Annotated in this window: 15 protein-coding genes; 8 read left to right on the top strand and 7 right to left on the bottom strand. The window is 59.3% G+C overall.

The window, feature by feature from the left end; all coding sequences use genetic code 11:
• Positions 1-114 precede the first annotated feature (114 nt).
• The 6 genes from CAG25_RS07180 (at position 115) to cmoB (ending at position 4157) form a co-directional block, all read left to right on the top strand.
• On the top strand, positions 115-492 hold the full coding sequence (locus CAG25_RS07180) for a hypothetical protein (RefSeq protein ID WP_085610906.1): 378 nt from the start codon (positions 115-117) through the stop codon (positions 490-492).
• Positions 493-613: 121 nt separating this feature from the next.
• On the top strand, positions 614-1006 hold the full coding sequence (locus tag CAG25_RS07185; RefSeq protein ID WP_085610907.1) for a protease inhibitor I42 family protein: 393 nt from the start codon (positions 614-616) through the stop codon (positions 1004-1006).
• 2 nt (positions 1007-1008) lie between these two features.
• Positions 1009-1659 carry a lysoplasmalogenase gene (locus CAG25_RS07190; protein WP_178076445.1) on the top strand — a complete coding sequence of 217 codons (651 nt, stop codon included), beginning with the start codon at positions 1009-1011 and terminating at the stop codon, positions 1657-1659.
• A 123-nt stretch (positions 1660-1782) separates the two neighbouring features.
• Complete coding sequence (locus tag CAG25_RS07195) at positions 1783-2268, top strand: hypothetical protein (RefSeq protein WP_085610909.1); 486 nt, start codon at positions 1783-1785, stop codon at positions 2266-2268.
• 228 nt (positions 2269-2496) lie between these two features.
• Complete coding sequence (gene cmoA, locus CAG25_RS07200) at positions 2497-3204, top strand: carboxy-S-adenosyl-L-methionine synthase CmoA (protein WP_236191106.1); 708 nt, start codon at positions 2497-2499, stop codon at positions 3202-3204.
• Positions 3201-4157 (top strand): tRNA 5-methoxyuridine(34)/uridine 5-oxyacetic acid(34) synthase CmoB, encoded by a 957-nt coding sequence (gene cmoB / locus CAG25_RS07205; protein WP_085610910.1) that lies wholly within the window; start codon positions 3201-3203, stop codon positions 4155-4157. Before cmoA ends, cmoB begins: the two co-directional genes overlap by 4 nt.
• A 123-nt stretch (positions 4158-4280) precedes the next feature.
• On the opposite strand, the gene tadA is transcribed toward cmoB, so the two are convergent.
• From tadA to CAG25_RS28570, 3 genes are read right to left on the bottom strand one after another with little or no spacing between them, the layout of a single operon-like run.
• Positions 4281-4778 (bottom strand): tRNA adenosine(34) deaminase TadA, encoded by a 498-nt coding sequence (gene tadA, locus CAG25_RS07210; protein WP_085610911.1) that lies wholly within the window; start codon positions 4776-4778, stop codon positions 4281-4283.
• Positions 4778-6154, bottom strand: coding sequence for a multicopper oxidase family protein (locus CAG25_RS07215; protein ID WP_064599224.1), 1377 nt, complete (start codon positions 6152-6154; stop codon positions 4778-4780). The genes tadA and CAG25_RS07215 overlap by 1 nt, the downstream gene beginning before the upstream one ends.
• A gap of 13 nt (positions 6155-6167) precedes the next feature.
• Positions 6168-6320, bottom strand: coding sequence for a hypothetical protein (locus CAG25_RS28570; protein ID WP_158090085.1), 153 nt, complete (start codon positions 6318-6320; stop codon positions 6168-6170).
• A 31-nt stretch (positions 6321-6351) separates the two neighbouring features.
• On the opposite strand from CAG25_RS28570, the gene CAG25_RS07220 reads away from it, so the two are divergent.
• Positions 6352-9429, top strand: a complete 3078-nt coding sequence (locus tag CAG25_RS07220; RefSeq protein WP_085610912.1) for a membrane-targeted effector domain-containing toxin — start codon at positions 6352-6354, stop codon at positions 9427-9429.
• A gap of 246 nt (positions 9430-9675) precedes the next feature.
• Positions 9676-13947, top strand: coding sequence for a membrane-targeted effector domain-containing toxin (locus CAG25_RS07225; protein WP_371857710.1), 4272 nt, complete (start codon positions 9676-9678; stop codon positions 13945-13947).
• 81 nt (positions 13948-14028) lie between these two features.
• On the opposite strand, the gene guaA is transcribed toward CAG25_RS07225, so the two are convergent.
• The 4 genes from guaA to CAG25_RS07245 form a co-directional block, all read right to left on the bottom strand.
• Positions 14029-15606, bottom strand: coding sequence for a glutamine-hydrolyzing GMP synthase (gene guaA, locus CAG25_RS07230; protein ID WP_064599229.1), 1578 nt, complete (start codon positions 15604-15606; stop codon positions 14029-14031).
• 99 nt (positions 15607-15705) lie between these two features.
• Complete coding sequence (gene guaB, locus CAG25_RS07235) at positions 15706-17175, bottom strand: IMP dehydrogenase (protein ID WP_011335798.1); 1470 nt, start codon at positions 17173-17175, stop codon at positions 15706-15708.
• 115 nt (positions 17176-17290) lie between these two features.
• Complete coding sequence (locus CAG25_RS07240; protein WP_085610914.1) at positions 17291-17839, bottom strand: sugar ABC transporter ATPase; 549 nt, start codon at positions 17837-17839, stop codon at positions 17291-17293.
• Positions 17840-18002: 163 nt separating this feature from the next.
• Positions 18003-18770 carry a sulfite exporter TauE/SafE family protein gene (locus tag CAG25_RS07245; protein ID WP_074691031.1) on the bottom strand — a complete coding sequence of 256 codons (768 nt, stop codon included), beginning with the start codon at positions 18768-18770 and terminating at the stop codon, positions 18003-18005.
• Between the last annotated feature and the right edge of the window lie 78 nt (positions 18771-18848).

The raw sequence follows: 18848 nt of genomic DNA on the forward strand, positions 1-18848 counted from the left end.
GCGAAGATTCGATATCGCAAAAAACGATAAAAAACTGTCAATTACTACAGTAGCCTGTCGCCACATCTCCCTCCAGACTCCCCTTTCGAACTTAGTCATTCAGGGAGTCCATCAATGTCAACACAATCGAATATTTCCGATTATTTTACGGTTACACAAAATGGCCAAAAACTCTTCGAAACCGACCATATCGCGGTAAAGCAAGAACAAGGCTACATAACAATCGAAGGTTCCAAGGAACTGGGTTTTCCGAATGGACAGGCAATCAAACTTACAATTGATCCATCAACGCCTGACGGCGAGCACGAATTCAAGAGAGGTGAGAAGCTACTGGAAGTTTTCTACCTCAACAAAAAGGGAACACAGTACGCCTACAGGGGAACGTTTACTTCCGAGTTGGACAACACCAACAGGAAATATCGAATTGGTTTTGAACTTGATTTCCACGGCCATCACGATCCTATTCAGGTGCAACTCGACGTTAGTGGATAAACACTCCCCAGACTCAGGCTGATCGACAGCGCGCAGCCTTGGCCTGCGCGGCTTTGGTCACACTTTGTCTCATCTTCAGTTATGCTCGCCGTTCGTCGCCAACGCCGGAGCCACTGAATCCATGTCCCCCCTTCGCCTGTTTGTCCCCCTGTCCCTCGCCCTGCTGGCCGCCTGCGCCACGCAACCGAAAACCAACGTGACCGTGGAAAAACAGAGCGAATGCCCGGTGCGCCTGACCAACGGGCAAAACCTGATCGTCATGCTCCCGAGCAACCCCACCACCGGCTACCGCTGGGCCATCCAGGATTCTGCCGGCGGCATATTGCGCGCCCTCAGCCCCGAGGTTTACAGCAATCCGGAAGATGCCGGCGTGGTCGGCGCGGCCGGCCTCTCGACCTGGCGCTTCCAGGCTTTCGCCCCCGGCACCGGGCGTCTGCGCCTGACTTCGCAGCAACCCTGGGCGCCGGAAGTGTTGCCGGTGGAGACCTTTGACTGCGCCATTTCGGTGAACTGATCGTGGGCTGGCTGATCCTCGCGCTGATGGGTGCAGTGACCTTTCTCTATGGCCTCAGCACCCATGCGGCGCTGCTGTGTCTGTTGGTCAAACCGTTGCCGGTGCTGGCGTTGCTTGGCTGGCTGCATGACGCGCCACCCAGCGACTATCGGCGTTGGATCAGCCTCGGCCTGATTTTCTCGCTAGTCGGCGATGTATTGCTGGCGTGGCCGGGAGACCTGTTCGTGTTTGGTCTGGGTACGTTTCTGCTGGCGCATCTGGCGTACCTCAAGGCTTACCTCAGCGATTGCCGGCGCCTGGCCCTGCTGCCGCTGGTTCTCGCCTTGGGCGTCGGAGCAGTATTGCTCGGGATTCTTGTTTCCAACGGATTGGGGCCATTACTGTTTCCCGTCATCGTCTACGGCACGGCGGTCAGCGCGATGCTGTGGCGCGCACTCGCCCGTTTGGGAACTGCTGTGCCTAAACGCTCGGCGTTACTGGCGGCTGCGGGCGCACTGGCATTTGTGTTCTCCGACAGCGTGATTGGCATCAACCGTTTCGTCTCGCCGTTCCACACTGCGCCGTACATCATCATCCTCAGTTATTGGCTGGGCCAATGGGGTATCGCTGCTTCGGCCTTTAATAAAAGCGAACGACTCAAACAGTTTCCATAGCAATAACCTTAATTTCGATACGTTATAAAAGACTGTCAGATCTGACAGTGGCTCAGTTTTCGCTCCCTGATTACTCTTCCCTTGGCATCAATCAACCCCAAATGCAAAACAAGGAAGAGAACCATGAACGTATTCAAAAATAGCGCATCGGCGAATGCGGCAGAACCCTTTGTATCTGTCAACTGCGATTTTAAAGCATCGATTTCAGACCGCGTGGATTTCCGCAGTCAAAACATTCAGTACTTCGAGGACTACACAAGCGATGATATCGCACTTATTGCACGGTCATACGAGACTGGTTTTAATGATTCCAAAAAAGGGATGTTTTTGATTTTCCCCAAAGACATCCAATCGGGAAGTTACAAGCCATCTGATGAGAACTTTCCGTTTAAAAAATTCGAGTATTATGAAAATGCATCCAATGGAAACTATACAACTTCCTATACCTACGAAGCACAGAGCGGCACTGTTAATGTCGAAGTCATTTCAAACGACTCCAAGGCATTGCGCTACCTGATCAAATTTGATTTCAAAGGCAAAGACAACAGGACCGAAGAACTGCGCGTACAAGGCGAAGCACAAATAAATATCTTCACACGCGCTTTATGATCTGGCGCTAGACAATGAATGACCAGTCGTCCCTTTTCGATTTGGTCATTCATCAGACTTTTCGGGTTTTACCCGCCGCCAAGCCCCTCTTCACATCCTCTGCGGTTTCCCACGTTTTATCAGACAACCCGCGCATCTGCGCGTCAGTTTGGCTAAAATGCCGGCCTTTTCATCGACACCGCCGGAACCGCCGTGAGCAAAGAACCCGATCGCATTTTCGCCCAGCCGATGGCCCAGGTGCCTGACTTCGCCTTCAACGAAGACGTGGTGCGGGTGTTCCCGGACATGATCAAGCGCTCGGTGCCGGGTTATCCGACCATCGTGGAAAATCTCGGTGTGCTCGCAGCGCAGTTCGCCCAGCCGAACAGCGTGCTCTACGACCTCGGCTCATCGCTCGGTGCGGTGACCCAAGCCCTGCGTCGCCATGTGCGCACTGACGGTTGCCGGGTGATCGCGGTGGATAACTCGGCGGCGATGGTCGAGCGCTGCCGCGAGTACCTCAACGGTCAGGATTCGATGTTCCAGGAGTTGCTGCCGGTCGAGGTGATCGAAGGCGACATCCTCGCCCTCGACTTCAAACCGGCCTCGGTGGTGGCGCTGAACTTCACCCTGCAATTCATCGCTCCGGATCAGCGTACGGCATTGCTGGCGCGCATCCGCCAATCGTTGCTGCCGGGCGGCGCGCTGATTCTGTCGGAGAAGCTGCGCTTCAACGATGCCGAGGAACACGCGCTGCTGACCGATCTGCACGTCGCGTTCAAGCGCGCCAACGGTTACAGCGAACTGGAAATCGCCCAGAAGCGCAGCGCCATCGAAAACGTCATGAAGCCCGACAGCCTCGAAGAACACCGCGAACGCCTGCTGGCCGCCGGGTTCTCGAAAGTCGTGCCGTGGTTCCAGTGTCTTAACTTTGCCTCGTTGATTGCCTTGCCATGATTGATCTGTCCCCCCTCGCCCGCCGTCTGGCCGGCACGCCGCTGGCCGAATGGGCCAGCACCCTGCAAGTGCAGCTCGACAAGAAAATGGAGAAGGGCCACGGCGATCTCGAGCGCTGGCAAAGTGCGCTGGACGCCCTGCCGAAGATCCAGCCAACCGAAGTCGACCTGCTCGACGGCCTGAAACTCGACACCGATTGCGACGACGAAACCCGCGCCCAGATGCGCACCGCGCTGATGGGGCTGTCGCCGTGGCGCAAGGGGCCGTTCGATCTGTTCGGCGTGCACGTCGACACCGAATGGCGCTCGGACTGGAAGTGGTCGCGGGTCTCTCCGCATCTGGATCTGAAGGGCAAACGCATCCTCGATGTCGGTTGCGGTAACGGCTATTACATGTGGCGCATGCTCGGTGCCGGTGCTGACAGCGTGATCGGCGTTGATCCGAACTGGCTGTTCTTCTGCCAGTTCCAGGCGGTGCAGCGTTATCTGTCAGAGCCGAATGCCTGGCACTTGCCCTTCCCGTTCGAAGACCTGCCGCCAAACCTCGAAGGCTTCGACACGGTGTTTTCCATGGGTGTTTTCTATCACCGCCGCTCGCCGATCGAGCATTTGCTGGCGCTGAAGGATTGCCTGGTGAAGGGTGGCGAACTGGTGCTGGAAACGCTGGTGATCGAGGGCGACAAGCATCAGGTGCTGGTGCCGGAAGACCGTTATGCGCAGATGCGTAACGTGTGGTTCCTGCCGTCGGTGCCGGCGCTGGAATTGTGGTTGCGTCGTGCCGGTTTCACCGATGTGAAATGCGTGGATGTCAGCACCACCACCGTTGAAGAACAGCGCGGGACCGAGTGGATGAAGTATCAGTCGCTGAGCGATTTCCTTGATCCTGAGGATCACAGCAAGACGATCGAAGGACTGCCGGCGCCGATGCGGGCGGTGATTGTCGCGAAGAAGTAAATCTTCCAAACACCACAAAACCTGTGGGAGCGGGCTTGCTCGCGAAGGCGGTGTGTCAGGTACATCAATGTCGCCTGGAACTCCCTATTCGCGAGCAAGCCCGCTCCCACATTGGTTTTGTGTTCAGTCAGCCGGTTTCGCGCGCCGCGCCCGGAAGAACTCGGTCAGGACCGCCCCACACTCCTGCGCCAGCACCCCACCTTCATACAGCACTCGATGGTTGAGAAAGCCCTGAGTGAAGAACTGCCCCTGGCTCTGCACAATTCCGGCCTTGGGCTCCAGCGCGCCATACACCACCCGCGCAATCCGCGAGTGCACGATCAGCCCCGCGCACATGCTGCACGGCTCGAGCGTCACGTAGAGCGTGCTGCCCGGCAGGCGATAGTTATCCACCGCTTGCGCGGCGGCGCGGATCGCGACCATTTCTGCGTGTGCGCTGGGATCGCTGGTGCTGATCGGGCAGTTGAAACCACGACCAATGATCTCGCCGTCCTGCACCAGCACCGCACCCACCGGCACTTCGCCGAGGGCCGCGCCTTGGGCCGCCAACTCCAGCGCCTCGCGCATGAAGTCGCGGTCTCGGCTGCGGTCGATGATCGCCGCGGGGCGAATCTGGCGCATCACTTCACCTCGATGGCGGCCATCAGGCCGGTTTCCATGTGGTCGATCACGTGGCAGTGGAACATCCACACCCCCGGGTTATCCGCCACCAGCGCCACTTGCGCGCGCTCGTTCTTGCCCAGCAGGTAGGTGTCGGTGAAGTACGGCACGATCTTGTGCCGGTTCGACGCAATCACCTTGAAGCTCATGCCGTGCAGGTGGATCGGGTGCTGGTACTGGGTCATGTTCTTCAGTTCGAAAATATAGCTCTGGCCCAGTTTCAGGCTGGCGATCGGCCGATCGGCGCAGGTCTTGTCGGTGATGTCCCAGGCCTTGCCGTTGATCTGCCAAAGGCTCGGCGGCTTGCCGTTGTCGACATTCACCGACACCGACCCGACCCATTCGAAATTGAAGTTGAGTTTCTCGGCATTGGCCAGGTCCGGCTCGGCCACCGGGTTGGCCGGCAGCGCTTTCGGCCAGTCGGTCGGCGCATCATTGTTGGCCACCGAACGCAGGGTGCCCAGACGCACCGGGCCATTGCGCAGCGACAGTTCCTCACCGGCCGGCGGTGCCTTGATCGCCAGGCAGATGCGCATGCCGGGACCGAGCCAGTACTCCTTGCCCAACGGGCGCGGCTCGACCGGGTTGCCGTCCAGCGCATAGATCTGCGCTTCGACGCCGGGAATGTTGATGCGATAGGTCAGCGTGTTATCGAGGTTGAGCAAGCGTACGCGGGTGATCTGCCCCGCCGGCAGCTCGATCACCGGCGAAGGTACGCCGTTGATGGTCGACAGCCGCCCCGCCGTACCGCCACGGGCCGCTTCGCGCGGGATGCTGAACTCGACGAAGTTGCCCTCGTCGTCGATGTGCCAGTTCTTCAGGCTGAGGGTCTTTTCGTACTTGAATCCGGTCGGCTCGCGCTCCTCGACGATCAACGGCCCGACCAGCCCGCGACCGAGTTCTTCGCTGCTGCTGACGTGCGGGTGATACCAATAGCTGCCGGCGTCCGGCACACGGAATTTGTAATCGAAGTATTCGCCCGGCAGCACCGGCAGTTGCGATACGTAAGGCACACCGTCCATTTCCAGCGGCAGGCGGATGCCGTGCCAGTGAATGGTGGTCGCGACCGGCAGGTGATTGATGAACCGCACCCGCAGCCACTCACCCTGGCGCACGCGCAATTCGGTGCCCGGAGCCGACGGGCCGAAGGCCCAGGCTTCAGTCTTGTGCCCTGGCACCAACTCGACATCCAGTGGCGCGGCGATCAGTTCGTAGTCGTGACCGGCGTTGGCATCCGCAACCTTGCCCAACCAGTAACGCGTCGCGCCGCCGGCTCCCGCGCCAACCACTGCCAGACCGGCCAGGCCACCGAGGATTTGTCGACGGGAAAAGGACATGGACACAACTACCTCACAGATCAGCCGCAGGCCAGGGCGCCCGCAAAAGGCGAATACGATACACCTGCGCCTGGGAAACAGTAAGGGTGACGCGGCGGATGGCCGCAGATTCGCTCACCTGCGGGTGGTACATATGTACCGCACTGTCCTGGAACGAACGGCTCATTCTCGAGCTCTCTTCTCAAGGATCAGAGCCAATGAACACAGCAGAACCCCGCTCACTGCCCAACGCTGCCGACAAAGCCGCGCTCAAGATCATCGCCACCCAGGTCGTCACGGCTTGCCCGAGCCTCAACGACACAGCCCATCGGGTAGCCAAAGAGCTGCTAGTCAGACACAGCCTTACTGACCTTGACCCCGATCACGTCTATTACCACCGATTCAGAACCGCTCAGAGCCTGGCCGTCTCGTTCACCGGATGGCAGCACTATGGTGAAAAACCCTATGAGAGCCTGACCCTGACGCAACTGGTGATTCAGCGATTCCGGGTCACCGATCAGGACAATGCCGACTTGCTGGATCTGTACGGGGGCTTTTACAGCGCAGGGCCTGACGCCGAAAACTTCGATGCAACCAACGAGGTTCGCCTGCACGGCAACGAGGTGCTCAGGGCGTTCTGGGACATCAACTTCAGCGAGCGTTACCGCAACGAACTGCAAACCTTCTGGAACAACCACTCCGGCGAGTTCCGCACCCTGGCAAAATGCAGCTTCCTCGGCAAAGCCGTCGAAGCGCGGGAGCTCGGTCACCTGAGTGACGATGACTTTCTGACAGTGGTCAATGCGGTCATCGGCCCGCTGACCTGGCCCGTCGACCTGCACACCCTGCAAACAGAAACCGGGGGCGTCCATGGCGCGCAGGTCTACACCCTGGATATCGCCGGCCATGTCGCCACGGACATCCTGCGCATCATCGATTCAAAGGGGCGGCATATCGTTTACGTCCCCGGAGACACTCAGGCATTCCATGTACTGAATACACCTTGCAAGCTGCACTGGTGGGCTCTGCAACAACTGAACGAAAACGCGCCGCGCGAGCTGTTCCTCAAACACTTCCCGCTGGCCGACCGGCACTCGATGACCGAGAACATCAGCGATCTGATGAATCGCCTGGTCGCCACCTGGGGGCACGGCGATCATCACCTTATCAATCAGAATGAACAGGCAGTCAGCGAGGACGCGTTCAGCTGGCTTCGTGATTCCACCCGCAACGCCATGTTCGCTGAAGCCGACCTTTCCCTGACCTCAAATGGCGATCTGCGCAAGAAGCTGTGGATCGGCTACTTGAGCGCCGGTCTCAAAGTACTGGGTCCGATGGCCGTCGTCGGCTGGCCCGTGGCATTGCCGGTGATCGGCGCCAGCCTCGCCAGCATGGGGCTGAACATTGATCAGGCGGTCAACGGCAAGACTGCCGCGGAGCGCAAGGATGGAGTGATCGGAGCAATCGTCAGTGGTATCGATGCGTTGTTCAACCTGCCATTTCTTGCGGAGTTCGATGGTGCGTCGCCAGCCGTCGAGGCCGGAGAAATGGCTGAGGCCGATACGGCAACCGAACTGGAGCCGGAACATCCGAATGAAGTGTTTCCGGCCCTGGAGGAGTTGTCTTCGACAGCGCCTGAAACCGTGCAGGTGCCTGAGATTCCCCCACACTATCGATCGAACGAACTGCTCGAAGGTCTGACGCCGGTATCCGAGACTGGCAAGTTTCAGGGTATCTACAGGCTGAATACCGACCCTCCCTACGCCATCGTCATGAACGACACGGCTTATTACGTCCGCTACTTCACCGACTCACAGGGCGGCGGATTCTGGGCGATCGTCGATCCGGTGAGACCCAATCAGCTTATCCATGCAATGCCGGTGCGCTTGAATGACGAAGGGGTTTGGGAGCGCATGACTCAGTTGGGCCTCAAGGGCGGCGGTCAATGCCTCGGCAAACAATGCACCGTAGACGTGGTACTGGAACTCGACGAGCTCGAGCCGACACCCGAGGAATCCGCGCAGCCCGTAGAACCCGTCGCTTCATCTGCCCCACCCCCTGCCGAACCCCAGCCTTCGACCTCCAATGCGATCCATCAGGTCCAGACGCCCTATGACGTTGCCGGGGCACGACGGCTCGAGCTGAAACGCTGGGCGCTGCAACTGCGCGAAACCCATGTCCGTCTGCAGATTGGTCCCGATGGCGGGTTTATCGCTCCAGACCGTTATGCGCTGTATTGCGCCGACAAGGTGAGCGCACTCCTGACTTCCGCCAGACGCTTCTTCGGCAACCTTCCATGGGCGAACCTGCCTCCACGCCCGCCGATTCCGGCGGTCACGCCCTCGACGACCTTCGCCGACTTCATTGCACAGGCACTCGAAGAAGCGCCCGGCCTGGTCATTGGCGAGACCCCGGACCGTATCACCAGCATGCGATTGATCATCCAGAACATGCCCGTGCTGGCGCGCAATGGAGTCAAGACACTCTACGTACGTCGATTGCTCAATGACTTTGCCCAGGTCGAACTGAATGACTACTTCAGGTCCGGCGTCATGTCCGAAGACCTGCAACTGTACCTGAGCCGGCTCGGCACCGATCCCGCAGCGCAGTTTGACGAACTGGCGCTGGTCAGGACGGCCCGACAAAACGGTATTCGGGTCCAGGCCACCGATTGTGCGGCGACCTACAAAAAACCCGTTGCGCTCACGCTGCCTGAACAGCAGATGGCGACCACCCACCTGACAGCCGACATCATGTACATCGACGAGACCATGAATGACGTTGGCAAGTGGGTGGTGCTGACGGGAGTCGAAAATACCAATACGTTCAGGGGGGTGGCCGGTATCAGCGAACTGAAAGGTGGAATCGGCGTTCGGATCGAGGAAGTCGATCCGGGACAGGGCGAGCGCATTGAGCCAGACCCAGGCGTTGCGATAGAACGCGGCCCCCATCCACAGACACAGACATTGCGCGGAACCGTCGATACCCATTTCGCCGATCTGCTATTGCGCGCAGAAGCGCCTTTGGTAAGCCGCAGCGAGTTGCAGATCCATCAATTGCTTTATCGCGCAGGCATGTATGTTTTCGATCGTTTCGAAGGGGTCTACCGATTGTTTCACCGCAGCCAGACGGGCGAGGTTGTACAAACCCCCGTTCAGACTTTCGCGGATGGGCGCTACTACATTGATCGACCATCCTGGGGGACGATCAACCGCGTTCCCTACGATAATCTTGAACAGTTATCCAGCGCACTGAAGCAGATGGGACTGCAACTCCAAAGCCGTCTTCCAGCTTGATCGGAAACCGGGCGGGTCAATTTCGACCCGCCCGGGTTACGGATCGCTCGTTCGCTGCGGAGTTTTCCTATCCGGTTTTCCCCAAATACGACAATCAATCGTCACCCTAGCTGACAGACGTGTCGTGCCTGCACTTGAAATGATCGCGGTGTTTTTTTCAACCACCACGCTCAAGGAAAGACTGTGGACACAACAAAAGACATCGCCCTGCCCAACGCCGACGACCGCAAGGCGCTCAAGGCATTGGTGCCGACACTGGTCGCGGCCTGCCCCGACATGTACGAAATGGCCTGCGCCATCGCCAAGGACATCCTCGCCAGACATGACCTCGCCCACCTGGAACCCGAACAGGTTTATTGGCATCGGTTTCACGCAGCACAAAGCAGCTCTCGAACGTTCACAGGCTGGGAGCACCTGTTCGAAACTCCGCGTGAATCGATGACCCTGCCACAGCTGGTGATCCAGCGATTCAGCGTTCACGACCAGGACAACGCCGACCTGCTCGACGCCGATGCCGGTTTCTACACCGCAGGACCGGAGGCGGGCACCTACAACGAGAGCAACGAGGTACGCCTGCACAGCAGTGATGTATTGAAAGCGTTCTGGGGAATCAACTTTGCCGATCGTTACCGGAAAAAAGTCGATGCGTTCTGGAGCAAACACGCAAAGACCTTCAGGGCCCTGGCCAAATGCACCTTTCTGGCAAAGGCCATGGAGGATCGTGAAAGTGGTCGGCTGTCGGATGACAACTTCAGAACGGCCGTCAAAGCGGTCGCCGGCAATGTGAGCTGGCCGGTCACCCGCCAGATGCTCGAAGACGAAGCCCTGCCGGCTGACGGCTTGCGGATCGGCCTGCTGAAAATCGGCGGTTTCGTCGCGACCGACATCCTGTGCATCACCGATGGCCATGGCGGCGTGATCCTTTACGTACCGGGGGAAATCTGGGGGGTGCATGCCTTGCAAAACGCTCGCGACCTGCATTGGTGGGTGCTGTCGCAAATCAGAAAACCTTCCGATCGAAAACGCTTCATGGCGCATTTCCAGGTCGCCGATCACGACATCATCGAGGACACATCATGGCGTGCGGTCGCGAAACGGCGATGGCTCTGGGCACTAGGCCCGCTCGCCGGAGTCGTCTCGGAACTGTGGCGCGCCCCGCATATCGAGAATGTCGGACTCAATCATGCGCTGGATCTCTTGGTCAGTACCTGGGACAGCGACGATCACTCCCTCGTCGCCCGTACAGGCAATGCACTGACCACCGATGTGTTCACTTTTCTGGGAACCGCCACCCACGCCCGCATGATCAGCGATGGGGAATTCATGATGCATTCCAATGGCGATCTGCGTAAAAAACTGTGGGTCGGCTATCTGAATGCTTTCAATCGCATGTTCGGTCCCATGGCAGCCGTTGGCTGGCCGGTGGCGCTGGCGGTGGTCGGTGCAGGCATCGCCAACGTTGGCCTGCAGATCGACCAGGCAGTCAATGGCAAGACGCCAGAGGCGCGCAAGACTGGCGTGACCGGGGCGATATTCACGGCCATCGATACCGTGTTCAACGCCCTTTTCATCAAGGGCGGCGAGCTTCTGCCCGAAATTGCCGAAACCGAAACATTTATCGAACCGGAAGAAGAACTCGCTCAAACGGCGCTGTCCATCGCACCGCAAGAAAAACTCGCCGAAGCGGCACTGGCCCGTTCGCCGCTGCCAACGCTGGCCGAGATCGCGCCGAAACAGGTATTGCCTGCGGCACCGGAGGATTTTCTCGCATCGTTCAAGACCGAAATCGGTGAAAGCACCCGGATGGAGACCGGCAATCCGAAACTGCAGGGGATCATTCAAACCGCTTCCGGCAAGCATTACATCTATATGCGCCGTGCCGGATCCGACGGCTTCTACCAGGTGCGCTACGTCGAGCAGATGCGCGGCTGGGTTATCGTCGATCCGAGCAATCCCTATTCGTTTTATCGCAACGTGCCGGTGCGCCTGAACGAAGCACTCAAGTGGCAACCTGTCGCACGCCCAGGCCTCAGGGGAGGCGGAAAAATATTCGGCGACTGGCCCTGGGGACACACTGCCGATCCGCTGCCCGAAGTGGCGATGCAACCCATGCCGTATGACATTCCTCAACCCTACAGAGCGACGCTGCGCTCGGTAGCGCAAGGCCAGACCGATGACTTTGCGCTGGACACCCTGCAGGGAGGCGACAATGTTTATCAGGACTTCAAGATGCTGCGTCGCAGCCTGTATGACGCCTCCATCGACTCGTTCAGCGCCCCGAATCTGCCTCCGCGTCCAGCCCTACGACCACTCAAGCCTGCAACTCCCTTCGCGGAGATGACCAAGCGTCTGTTCAAGGAAGTCCCGGGGCTGGTGCTCGGTCAGGACAACGCCGCCTCAGGCGCCCGTGGTGTATTGATCGACAACTTCAAGGCACTGAACAAACAGAAGGTCAGAACGCTGTATCTGGATCATCTGCTGACCGACTTCCATCAGGCGGAACTGGACTTGTTCCACAAGACTGGCAAGCTGCCACCCGCACTTGAGGACTATCTCAAAGCCCTCGACACCCGATTCGCTGCCGATCCTGCCGGCCCCCATTCCTATACGGAACTGGTGAAAGCCGCCCAGAAAAACCATATCCGCGTACAAGCCATCGATTGCATGGCCAGCCGCCGCTTTCCGAATATGGAGAACACCTCCGAGATCAGCAGCCGGAAGATGATGAATTATTTTTCCGACGCGGTGATCCGGGCCGACCAAGCAGCACGAGGATCCCATCGCTGGATAGCCCTGGTAGATGAGACACGCGCCAGCACCTTCGACAAGGTCGCCGGACTCAGCGAGCTGGAGGGTGCCGCTTCATTGCGCATCGAAGAACTGCCCGTGGGCAAGGCTGGCGTGTTATCGACCGACCCGGGCAAGAAGGTGCGGGACCTGTTGGGCAACCCCATCGATCTGATCAAAAGCGACATGCGTTTGCAATTGAATGCGCCGCCCCCGTTGGCCTCCGCCCGCACGCTGGAAGAGGCCTTGCCCGCAAGAGGCATGTTCATGCTTCAGGAACCGTCCACGCTGGTCCACCGCAGCGGCGACGGGACGCTGGTACATACGCCGATCCAGCAGGATGCCGGAGGTTTTTTCATCGTTCGCCCCCGATGGGCGACAGTCAGCGGCCGTCATTTCGACAGTGTGCATGAGCTGACACAAGCGCTGGCAGATGAAGGCTTGACGCTCAAACGGGTGCGAATCGATCCGATGGCAACGCCAGAAACCCCAGGCATCGAACCTGCCGGCGCAGGTACGTTGGCCACTCCTGAAATGCCGCTGACTGACACCGCTGTCACCCATTCGCCCTATGACATTCCCAAGCCGTTTCGCAGCGAACTGAAGAACGCCGCCATCATCGGCAATGAACGCATACTGGGCGATGCATTCGAGAGCCTCGACAGTCACTCCCCCCTCAACGCATTCAGGGCTCTGCGCAGGCAGCTGCGCGAAGCTGCCATGCGTTTCTTCGCAGAGCTGAACTTACGTCCGCGTCCGGTCCTGCCTACTGTAGACCCGACCGTGACAGCCGAGTCATTCATCGAACAATTGCTCGCTCGGTTCCAGGGGCTGGTCATCGGCGAGAGCCATGCCGATATCGGCAGTAAACAGTGGCTCATCGAACAGATGCCGACCCTGGCCCGCAAAGGTGTGAAAACGCTTTACATGGAACACCTGCTCACGGACTTCCATCAGGCAGCCCTGGACAACTTCGCCAGGACTTCCGTGATGTCCCAGGACCTTGAGCTTTATCTGGAAAGCCTCGACCAGGGTCACATGACCGACCCGACACGGCGCTACACCTTTCTCAATCTGGTGAAAGAGGCCAACCGCCACGGCGTGCGCATCCAAGCCATCGACTGCATGGCCAGTTACAGACTGGAAGGCATGCGAGGCCTCGACCCGACAATCCGCCAGAAGATGATGAACTTCTTCGCCCACACGATCATCGAGGCCGACCAGGCCGCACGCGGCCCGCACAAATGGGCCGCGCTCATGGGCAATTCACACTCCAATACCTTCGAGGGCGTCGCAGGGGTCAGTGAGCTGGAAGACGCCGTCGGCCTGCGCATCGAGGATGTCGGCTACGGCGAGGCTCGTGGATTCGAACCGGATCCTGGCAAGACTTTTCTTGACCATAACGGCAATCCGACCGGCCGCGTACAAGGTGATATCCGCCTGCAAGTGCAAACACCGTGGAAAGCCGGGACGAAACAGCAGATCGATCAGTTGCTGAGTCGTCCGGGGATGTACACCTTGAAACAGGAGCCCCGCGAAACGCTGCTTCTGCACCGCGGTCGCGACAACGTGATTGCACGTACGCCGATCCACTTTGAATCCGGTCGCTATTTCATCGAGCGTCCCGCCTGGCCCACGCTCCATGAGAAGCGCTTCGGCAGCGTCGAAGCCTTGCTCAAGGCGCTGAACGAGCGGGGCCTGACCCTGGCCGGCTGGCACGGGCCTTTGTAAGCGGCAACAAAAAGGCCGCGTGAACACCGTTCACGCGGCCTTGGACTGCCAGCACTCACACCGTCATGGCGCGACGCGGGCTCACTCCCACTCAATCGTCGCCGGCGGCTTGCTCGACACGTCGTAAGTAACGCGCGAGATACCCTCGATTTCATTGATGATGCGGCCGGAAACGGTTTCCAGCAATTCGTAAGGCAGGTGTGCCCAACGGGCGGTCATGAAGTCGATGGTTTCCACCGCACGCAGGGCCACGACCCAGGCGTAACGACGGCCATCGCCGACCACGCCAACCGATTTCACCGGCTGGAACACCACGAAGGCTTGGCTGACCTTGTGGTACCAGTCGGCCTTGCGCAGTTCTTCGATGAAAATGTGGTCGGCGCGACGCAGCAGGTCGGCGTATTCCTTCTTCACTTCGCCAAGGATCCGCACGCCCAGGCCCGGACCCGGGAACGGGTGACGGTAGACCATGTCGTACGGCAGGCCCAGTTCCAGACCCAGACGACGGACTTCGTCCTTGAACAGTTCGCGCAGTGGTTCGACCAGTTTCAGGTTCATTTCTTCCGGCAGGCCGCCCACGTTGTGGTGCGACTTGATCACGTGGGCCTTGCCGCTTTTCGCGCCAGCCGACTCGATCACGTCCGGGTAGATGGTGCCCTGGGCCAGGTACTTGATGTTGTCGAGCTTGCAGGATTCGGCATCGAACACGTCGATGAAGGTGCGGCCGATGATCTTGCGCTTCTTCTCTGGATCGGCTTCGCCGGCCAGGTTGTTCAGGAACTGGTCTTCGGCGTTGGCGCGGATCACCTTGACGCCCATGTTCTCGGCGAACATGGCCATCACTTGCTCGCCTTCGTGCAGACGCAGCAAGCCGTTATCGACGAAGACGCAGGTCAGTTGATCACCGATGGCCTTGTGCAGCAGCGCCGCAACCACCGAGGAATCCACACCGCCGGACAGACCCAGCAGCACGTTGTCGGTACCGACCTGTGCGCGGATGTTGGCGATGGCGTCTTCGGCGATCTTCGACGGGGTCCACAGGGCTTCACAGCCGCAGATGTCCAGCACGAAGCGCGACAGGATGCGACCGCCCTGCTTGGTGTGGGTCACTTCCGGGTGGAACTGCACGCCGTAGTAGGCGCGCTCGTCGTTGAACATGCCGGCGATCGGGCAGCTCGGGGTGCTGGCCAGGATATGGAAATCGCTCGGCATCCTGGTGACCTTGTCACCGTGGCTCATCCACACGTCGAGGCCGAACAGGCCGTCAGCATCGATATGGTCTTCGATGCCGTCGAGCAGGCGGCTCTTGCCGACCACGTCAACGCGGGCGTAACCGAACTCACGCAGCTCGGAGCCTTCAACCTTGCCGCCCAGTTGTTCGGCCATGGTCTGCATGCCGTAGCAGATACCGAAGACCGGTACGCCCAGGTCGAACACCGCTTGCGGGCAGCGCGGGCTGTTGGCTTCGTGCACGGACTCGGGACCGCCGGCGAGGATCACGCCTTTTGGCGCAAATTCGCGGATCGCATCTTCGTCCATGTCGAACGGGTGCAGTTCGCAGTACACACCGATCTCGCGCACGCGGCGGGCGATCAGTTGGGTGTATTGCGAACCGAAGTCGAGGATCAGGATGCGGTGAGCGTGAATGTCGAGGGCCATGATTCAGTCTCGTCTAAATAATTCAGAAACAGTCTTGATTCAGAAACGACTCGGGGCTGAATAAAACAGCCCCGGTCATTTAACGTTTTGCTTGAAGCCTCAACCTACGCGGTAGTTTGGCGCTTCCTTGGTGATCTGCACGTCGTGAACGTGGGATTCGGCCATGCCGGCACCGGTGATCCGCACGAACTCAGGCTTGGTGCGCATTTCTTCGATGTTGGCGCTGCCGGTGTAACCCATGGAAGAACGCAGACCGCCCATCAACTGGTGGATGATCGCGCTCAGGGTGCCCTTGTAAGGAACACGGCCTTCGATGCCTTCCGGAACGAGTTTCTCGGCGCCTGCCGAGGAGTCCTGGAAGTAACGGTCGGAGGAACCTTGAGCCTGGGACATGGCGCCCAGCGAACCCATGCCGCGATAAGCCTTGTAGGAACGGCCCTGGAACAGTTCGATCTCGCCCGGCGCTTCTTCGGTACCGGCGAACATCGAGCCCATCATCACGCAGGAAGCACCGGCAACGATGGCCTTGGACAGGTCACCGGAGAAACGGATGCCGCCGTCGGCGATCAACGGAACACCGGTGCCTTCAAGGGCAGCGGCGACGTTGGCGATGGCACTGATTTGCGGAACGCCGACACCGGCGACGATACGGGTGGTGCAGATCGAGCCAGGGCCGATACCGACCTTGACCGCGTCGGCGCCGGCTTCGGCCAGGGCCTTGGCGGCTGCGCCGGTGGCGATGTTGCCGCCGATCACCTGCACTTCAGGGAAATTCTCTTTGACCCAGCGAACGCGGTCGATCACACCTTTGGAGTGACCGTGAGCGGTGTCGACCACCACCACGTCCACTCCGGCATTGACCAGAGCGGCAACGCGGTCACCGGTGTCTTTACCGGTACCGACCGCAGCGCCAACGCGCAGACGACCCTGGTCGTCCTTGCTGGCCAGCGGGTAGGCCTTGGCTTTTTCGATGTCTTTGACAGTCATCATGCCTTTGAGGGCAAACTTGTCGTCGACGATCAGGACTTTTTCCAGGCGGTGCTTGTGCAGCAGCTCGCGGACTTCGTTCTTGTCGGCGCCTTCGCGAACAGTGACCAGACGCTCTTTCGGCGTCATCACTTCACGAACGGTGGCATCCAGACGAGTTTCGAAACGCACGTCACGGGAAGTGACGATGCCGACCAGGTCGCCATCGTGCAGCACCGGAACACCGGAAATGTTGTGCATGCGGGTCAGTTCGAACAGATCACGAACCGTGGCGTCAGCCTCGATGGTGATCGGGTCCTTGACCACACCGGCTTCGAACTTCTTGACCTTGCGAACTTCGGCAGCTTGCTGCTCGATGGTCATGTTCTTGTGGATAATGCCGATGCCACCTTCCTGAGCCATGGCGATTGCCAGACGGGCTTCGGTGACGGTGTCCATGGCGGCAGAAACCAGAGGAATGTTCAGCTCGATGCCACGGGTAAGGCGGGTCTTCAGACTGACTTCGTTAGGAAGCACCTCGGAATAACCAGGCACTAAAAGAATGTCGTCGAAGGTCAGAGCTTCTTGGCTGATACGCAGCATCGCGGGGGCTCCCGAGCGGGAAAATGGAAGCGCGCCATTATACTCAGACACCCTACCGGGCTCAATGTAAAACTTGTCTTATATCAATGTTGCTGATGTACGGGAAAAACGCCCCCTACAACTCGACCTTGACCCAGCTCACCGGTTGATCCAGCCAATCGGCGAATTCGTCGATGAAACTCTGCTTGAACCCCGCCTCCAGCCAGTTGTTGAAGATGAAACCGAGGTTGGAAAACCCGCACTCCTGCAAATACAGGAAACCGTTGATGTCGTCCTCATGCCCGCATTCCGGGCAGGTGAAGTTATCGGTGCGGCCCGGCATCCAGTCTTCCAGGCTTTCGAACAGCGCTTCACCGATTTCCTGACGGCATTCGGCACAACCGGCTTCTTCGAGAAACCCCTTGGCCGGGGTGTAGATGCAGCGCTTGGTGATGACCTCGAGACCGTTGATCGGCTCGCCGAACGGCAGCGCCTCGGGGTACAGCACCACCGCACGGGCACCATCGGCGATGGCGTAGGCCATGCGATTGCCGGTACGTCCGCAAGTGCTCAGCTCTTCCTTGACGATGTTCTTGCGCACCAGCCAGCGCAGAATCGCCCGAGCGCGGGGCTCGTGCACCGGCAGGTTGGAGATTTTCGGGACGATGATGCTCTGCGAATTCATGAAAAGTCCTGCGGTATGGCTTCTGACGCCTTCGCGGGCAAGCCCGCTCCCACAAGGTTCTCAGTCGCTCACACATCCTGTGTACATCTGAGAAATCTGTGGGAGCGGGCTTGCCCGCGAAGAGGCCCTAAAGGCCGGCAGCTTAATCCCTGAGCCACTCAGGTCAAGTGCTTAAATAGCGGCCGATCAGCGCAATCCCGCTTGCCAGCACCAGCCAGGTCACCAGCCGCACGAAGGCCTCGCGGGACAGGCGCATGGTCAGCCGCCGTCCGACCCACAAGCCCAGCGCCATGGCCGGCAACAAGCACAGCGCCAGCATCAACAAGGGTAGCTCGGCATACACCCCGGCGATGGCAAACAGGCTCAAACGCACCACCGTGCTGCAACTGATCAGCGCACTTTGCGTGGCCCGTGCCGCGTCTTTTGGCAGTCGGCTGTTGAGGTAGATCGCATAAAGAAAGCCGCCACTGCCGAACAACGCCCCGAACAAACCGCCCACCGTGCCCATCGGCAACGCCCACCCAGCAGATAACTGCGCCGGTCGCGCCTTGATCCACAAGCTGTAGATCGCATAGGCACTGATAAACAACCCCATCAGCAGCAACAGCAGATCGGACTTGAGGTTGAGCAGGAAAATCACCCCCAGCGTGCAGCCCACCGCCATGCACGGCAACAGCCGCAGCAATTCCGGTTTAGCCACGTCGCGCCGCGACGGCAGCAGGTTGCCGAACGCCGCGACGAAATCCAGCAGCACCAGCAACGGCACGATTTTCGATAGCGGCATGAACAGAATCAGGATCGGCCCGGCCACCAATGCGGTACCGAAACCGGCAATCCCGAACACGATGTAGGCCAACGCGATGGCCAACCCGATCACCACCCAGCCCTGCGCGCCCCACGACCATTCGCTCAACAACCCCGCCACGCTCATTCGCTCGCTTCCTTTATAAGCCTGCGATGACTTTAGCCAGCGCCGAGGGTTGCGACTAATATCATCGAAACCGCCAAG

It is taken from the genome of Pseudomonas sp. B16(2017) (genome assembly GCF_002113205.1).
GTDB classification, from domain to species: domain Bacteria; phylum Pseudomonadota; class Gammaproteobacteria; order Pseudomonadales; family Pseudomonadaceae; genus Aquipseudomonas; species Aquipseudomonas pharyngis.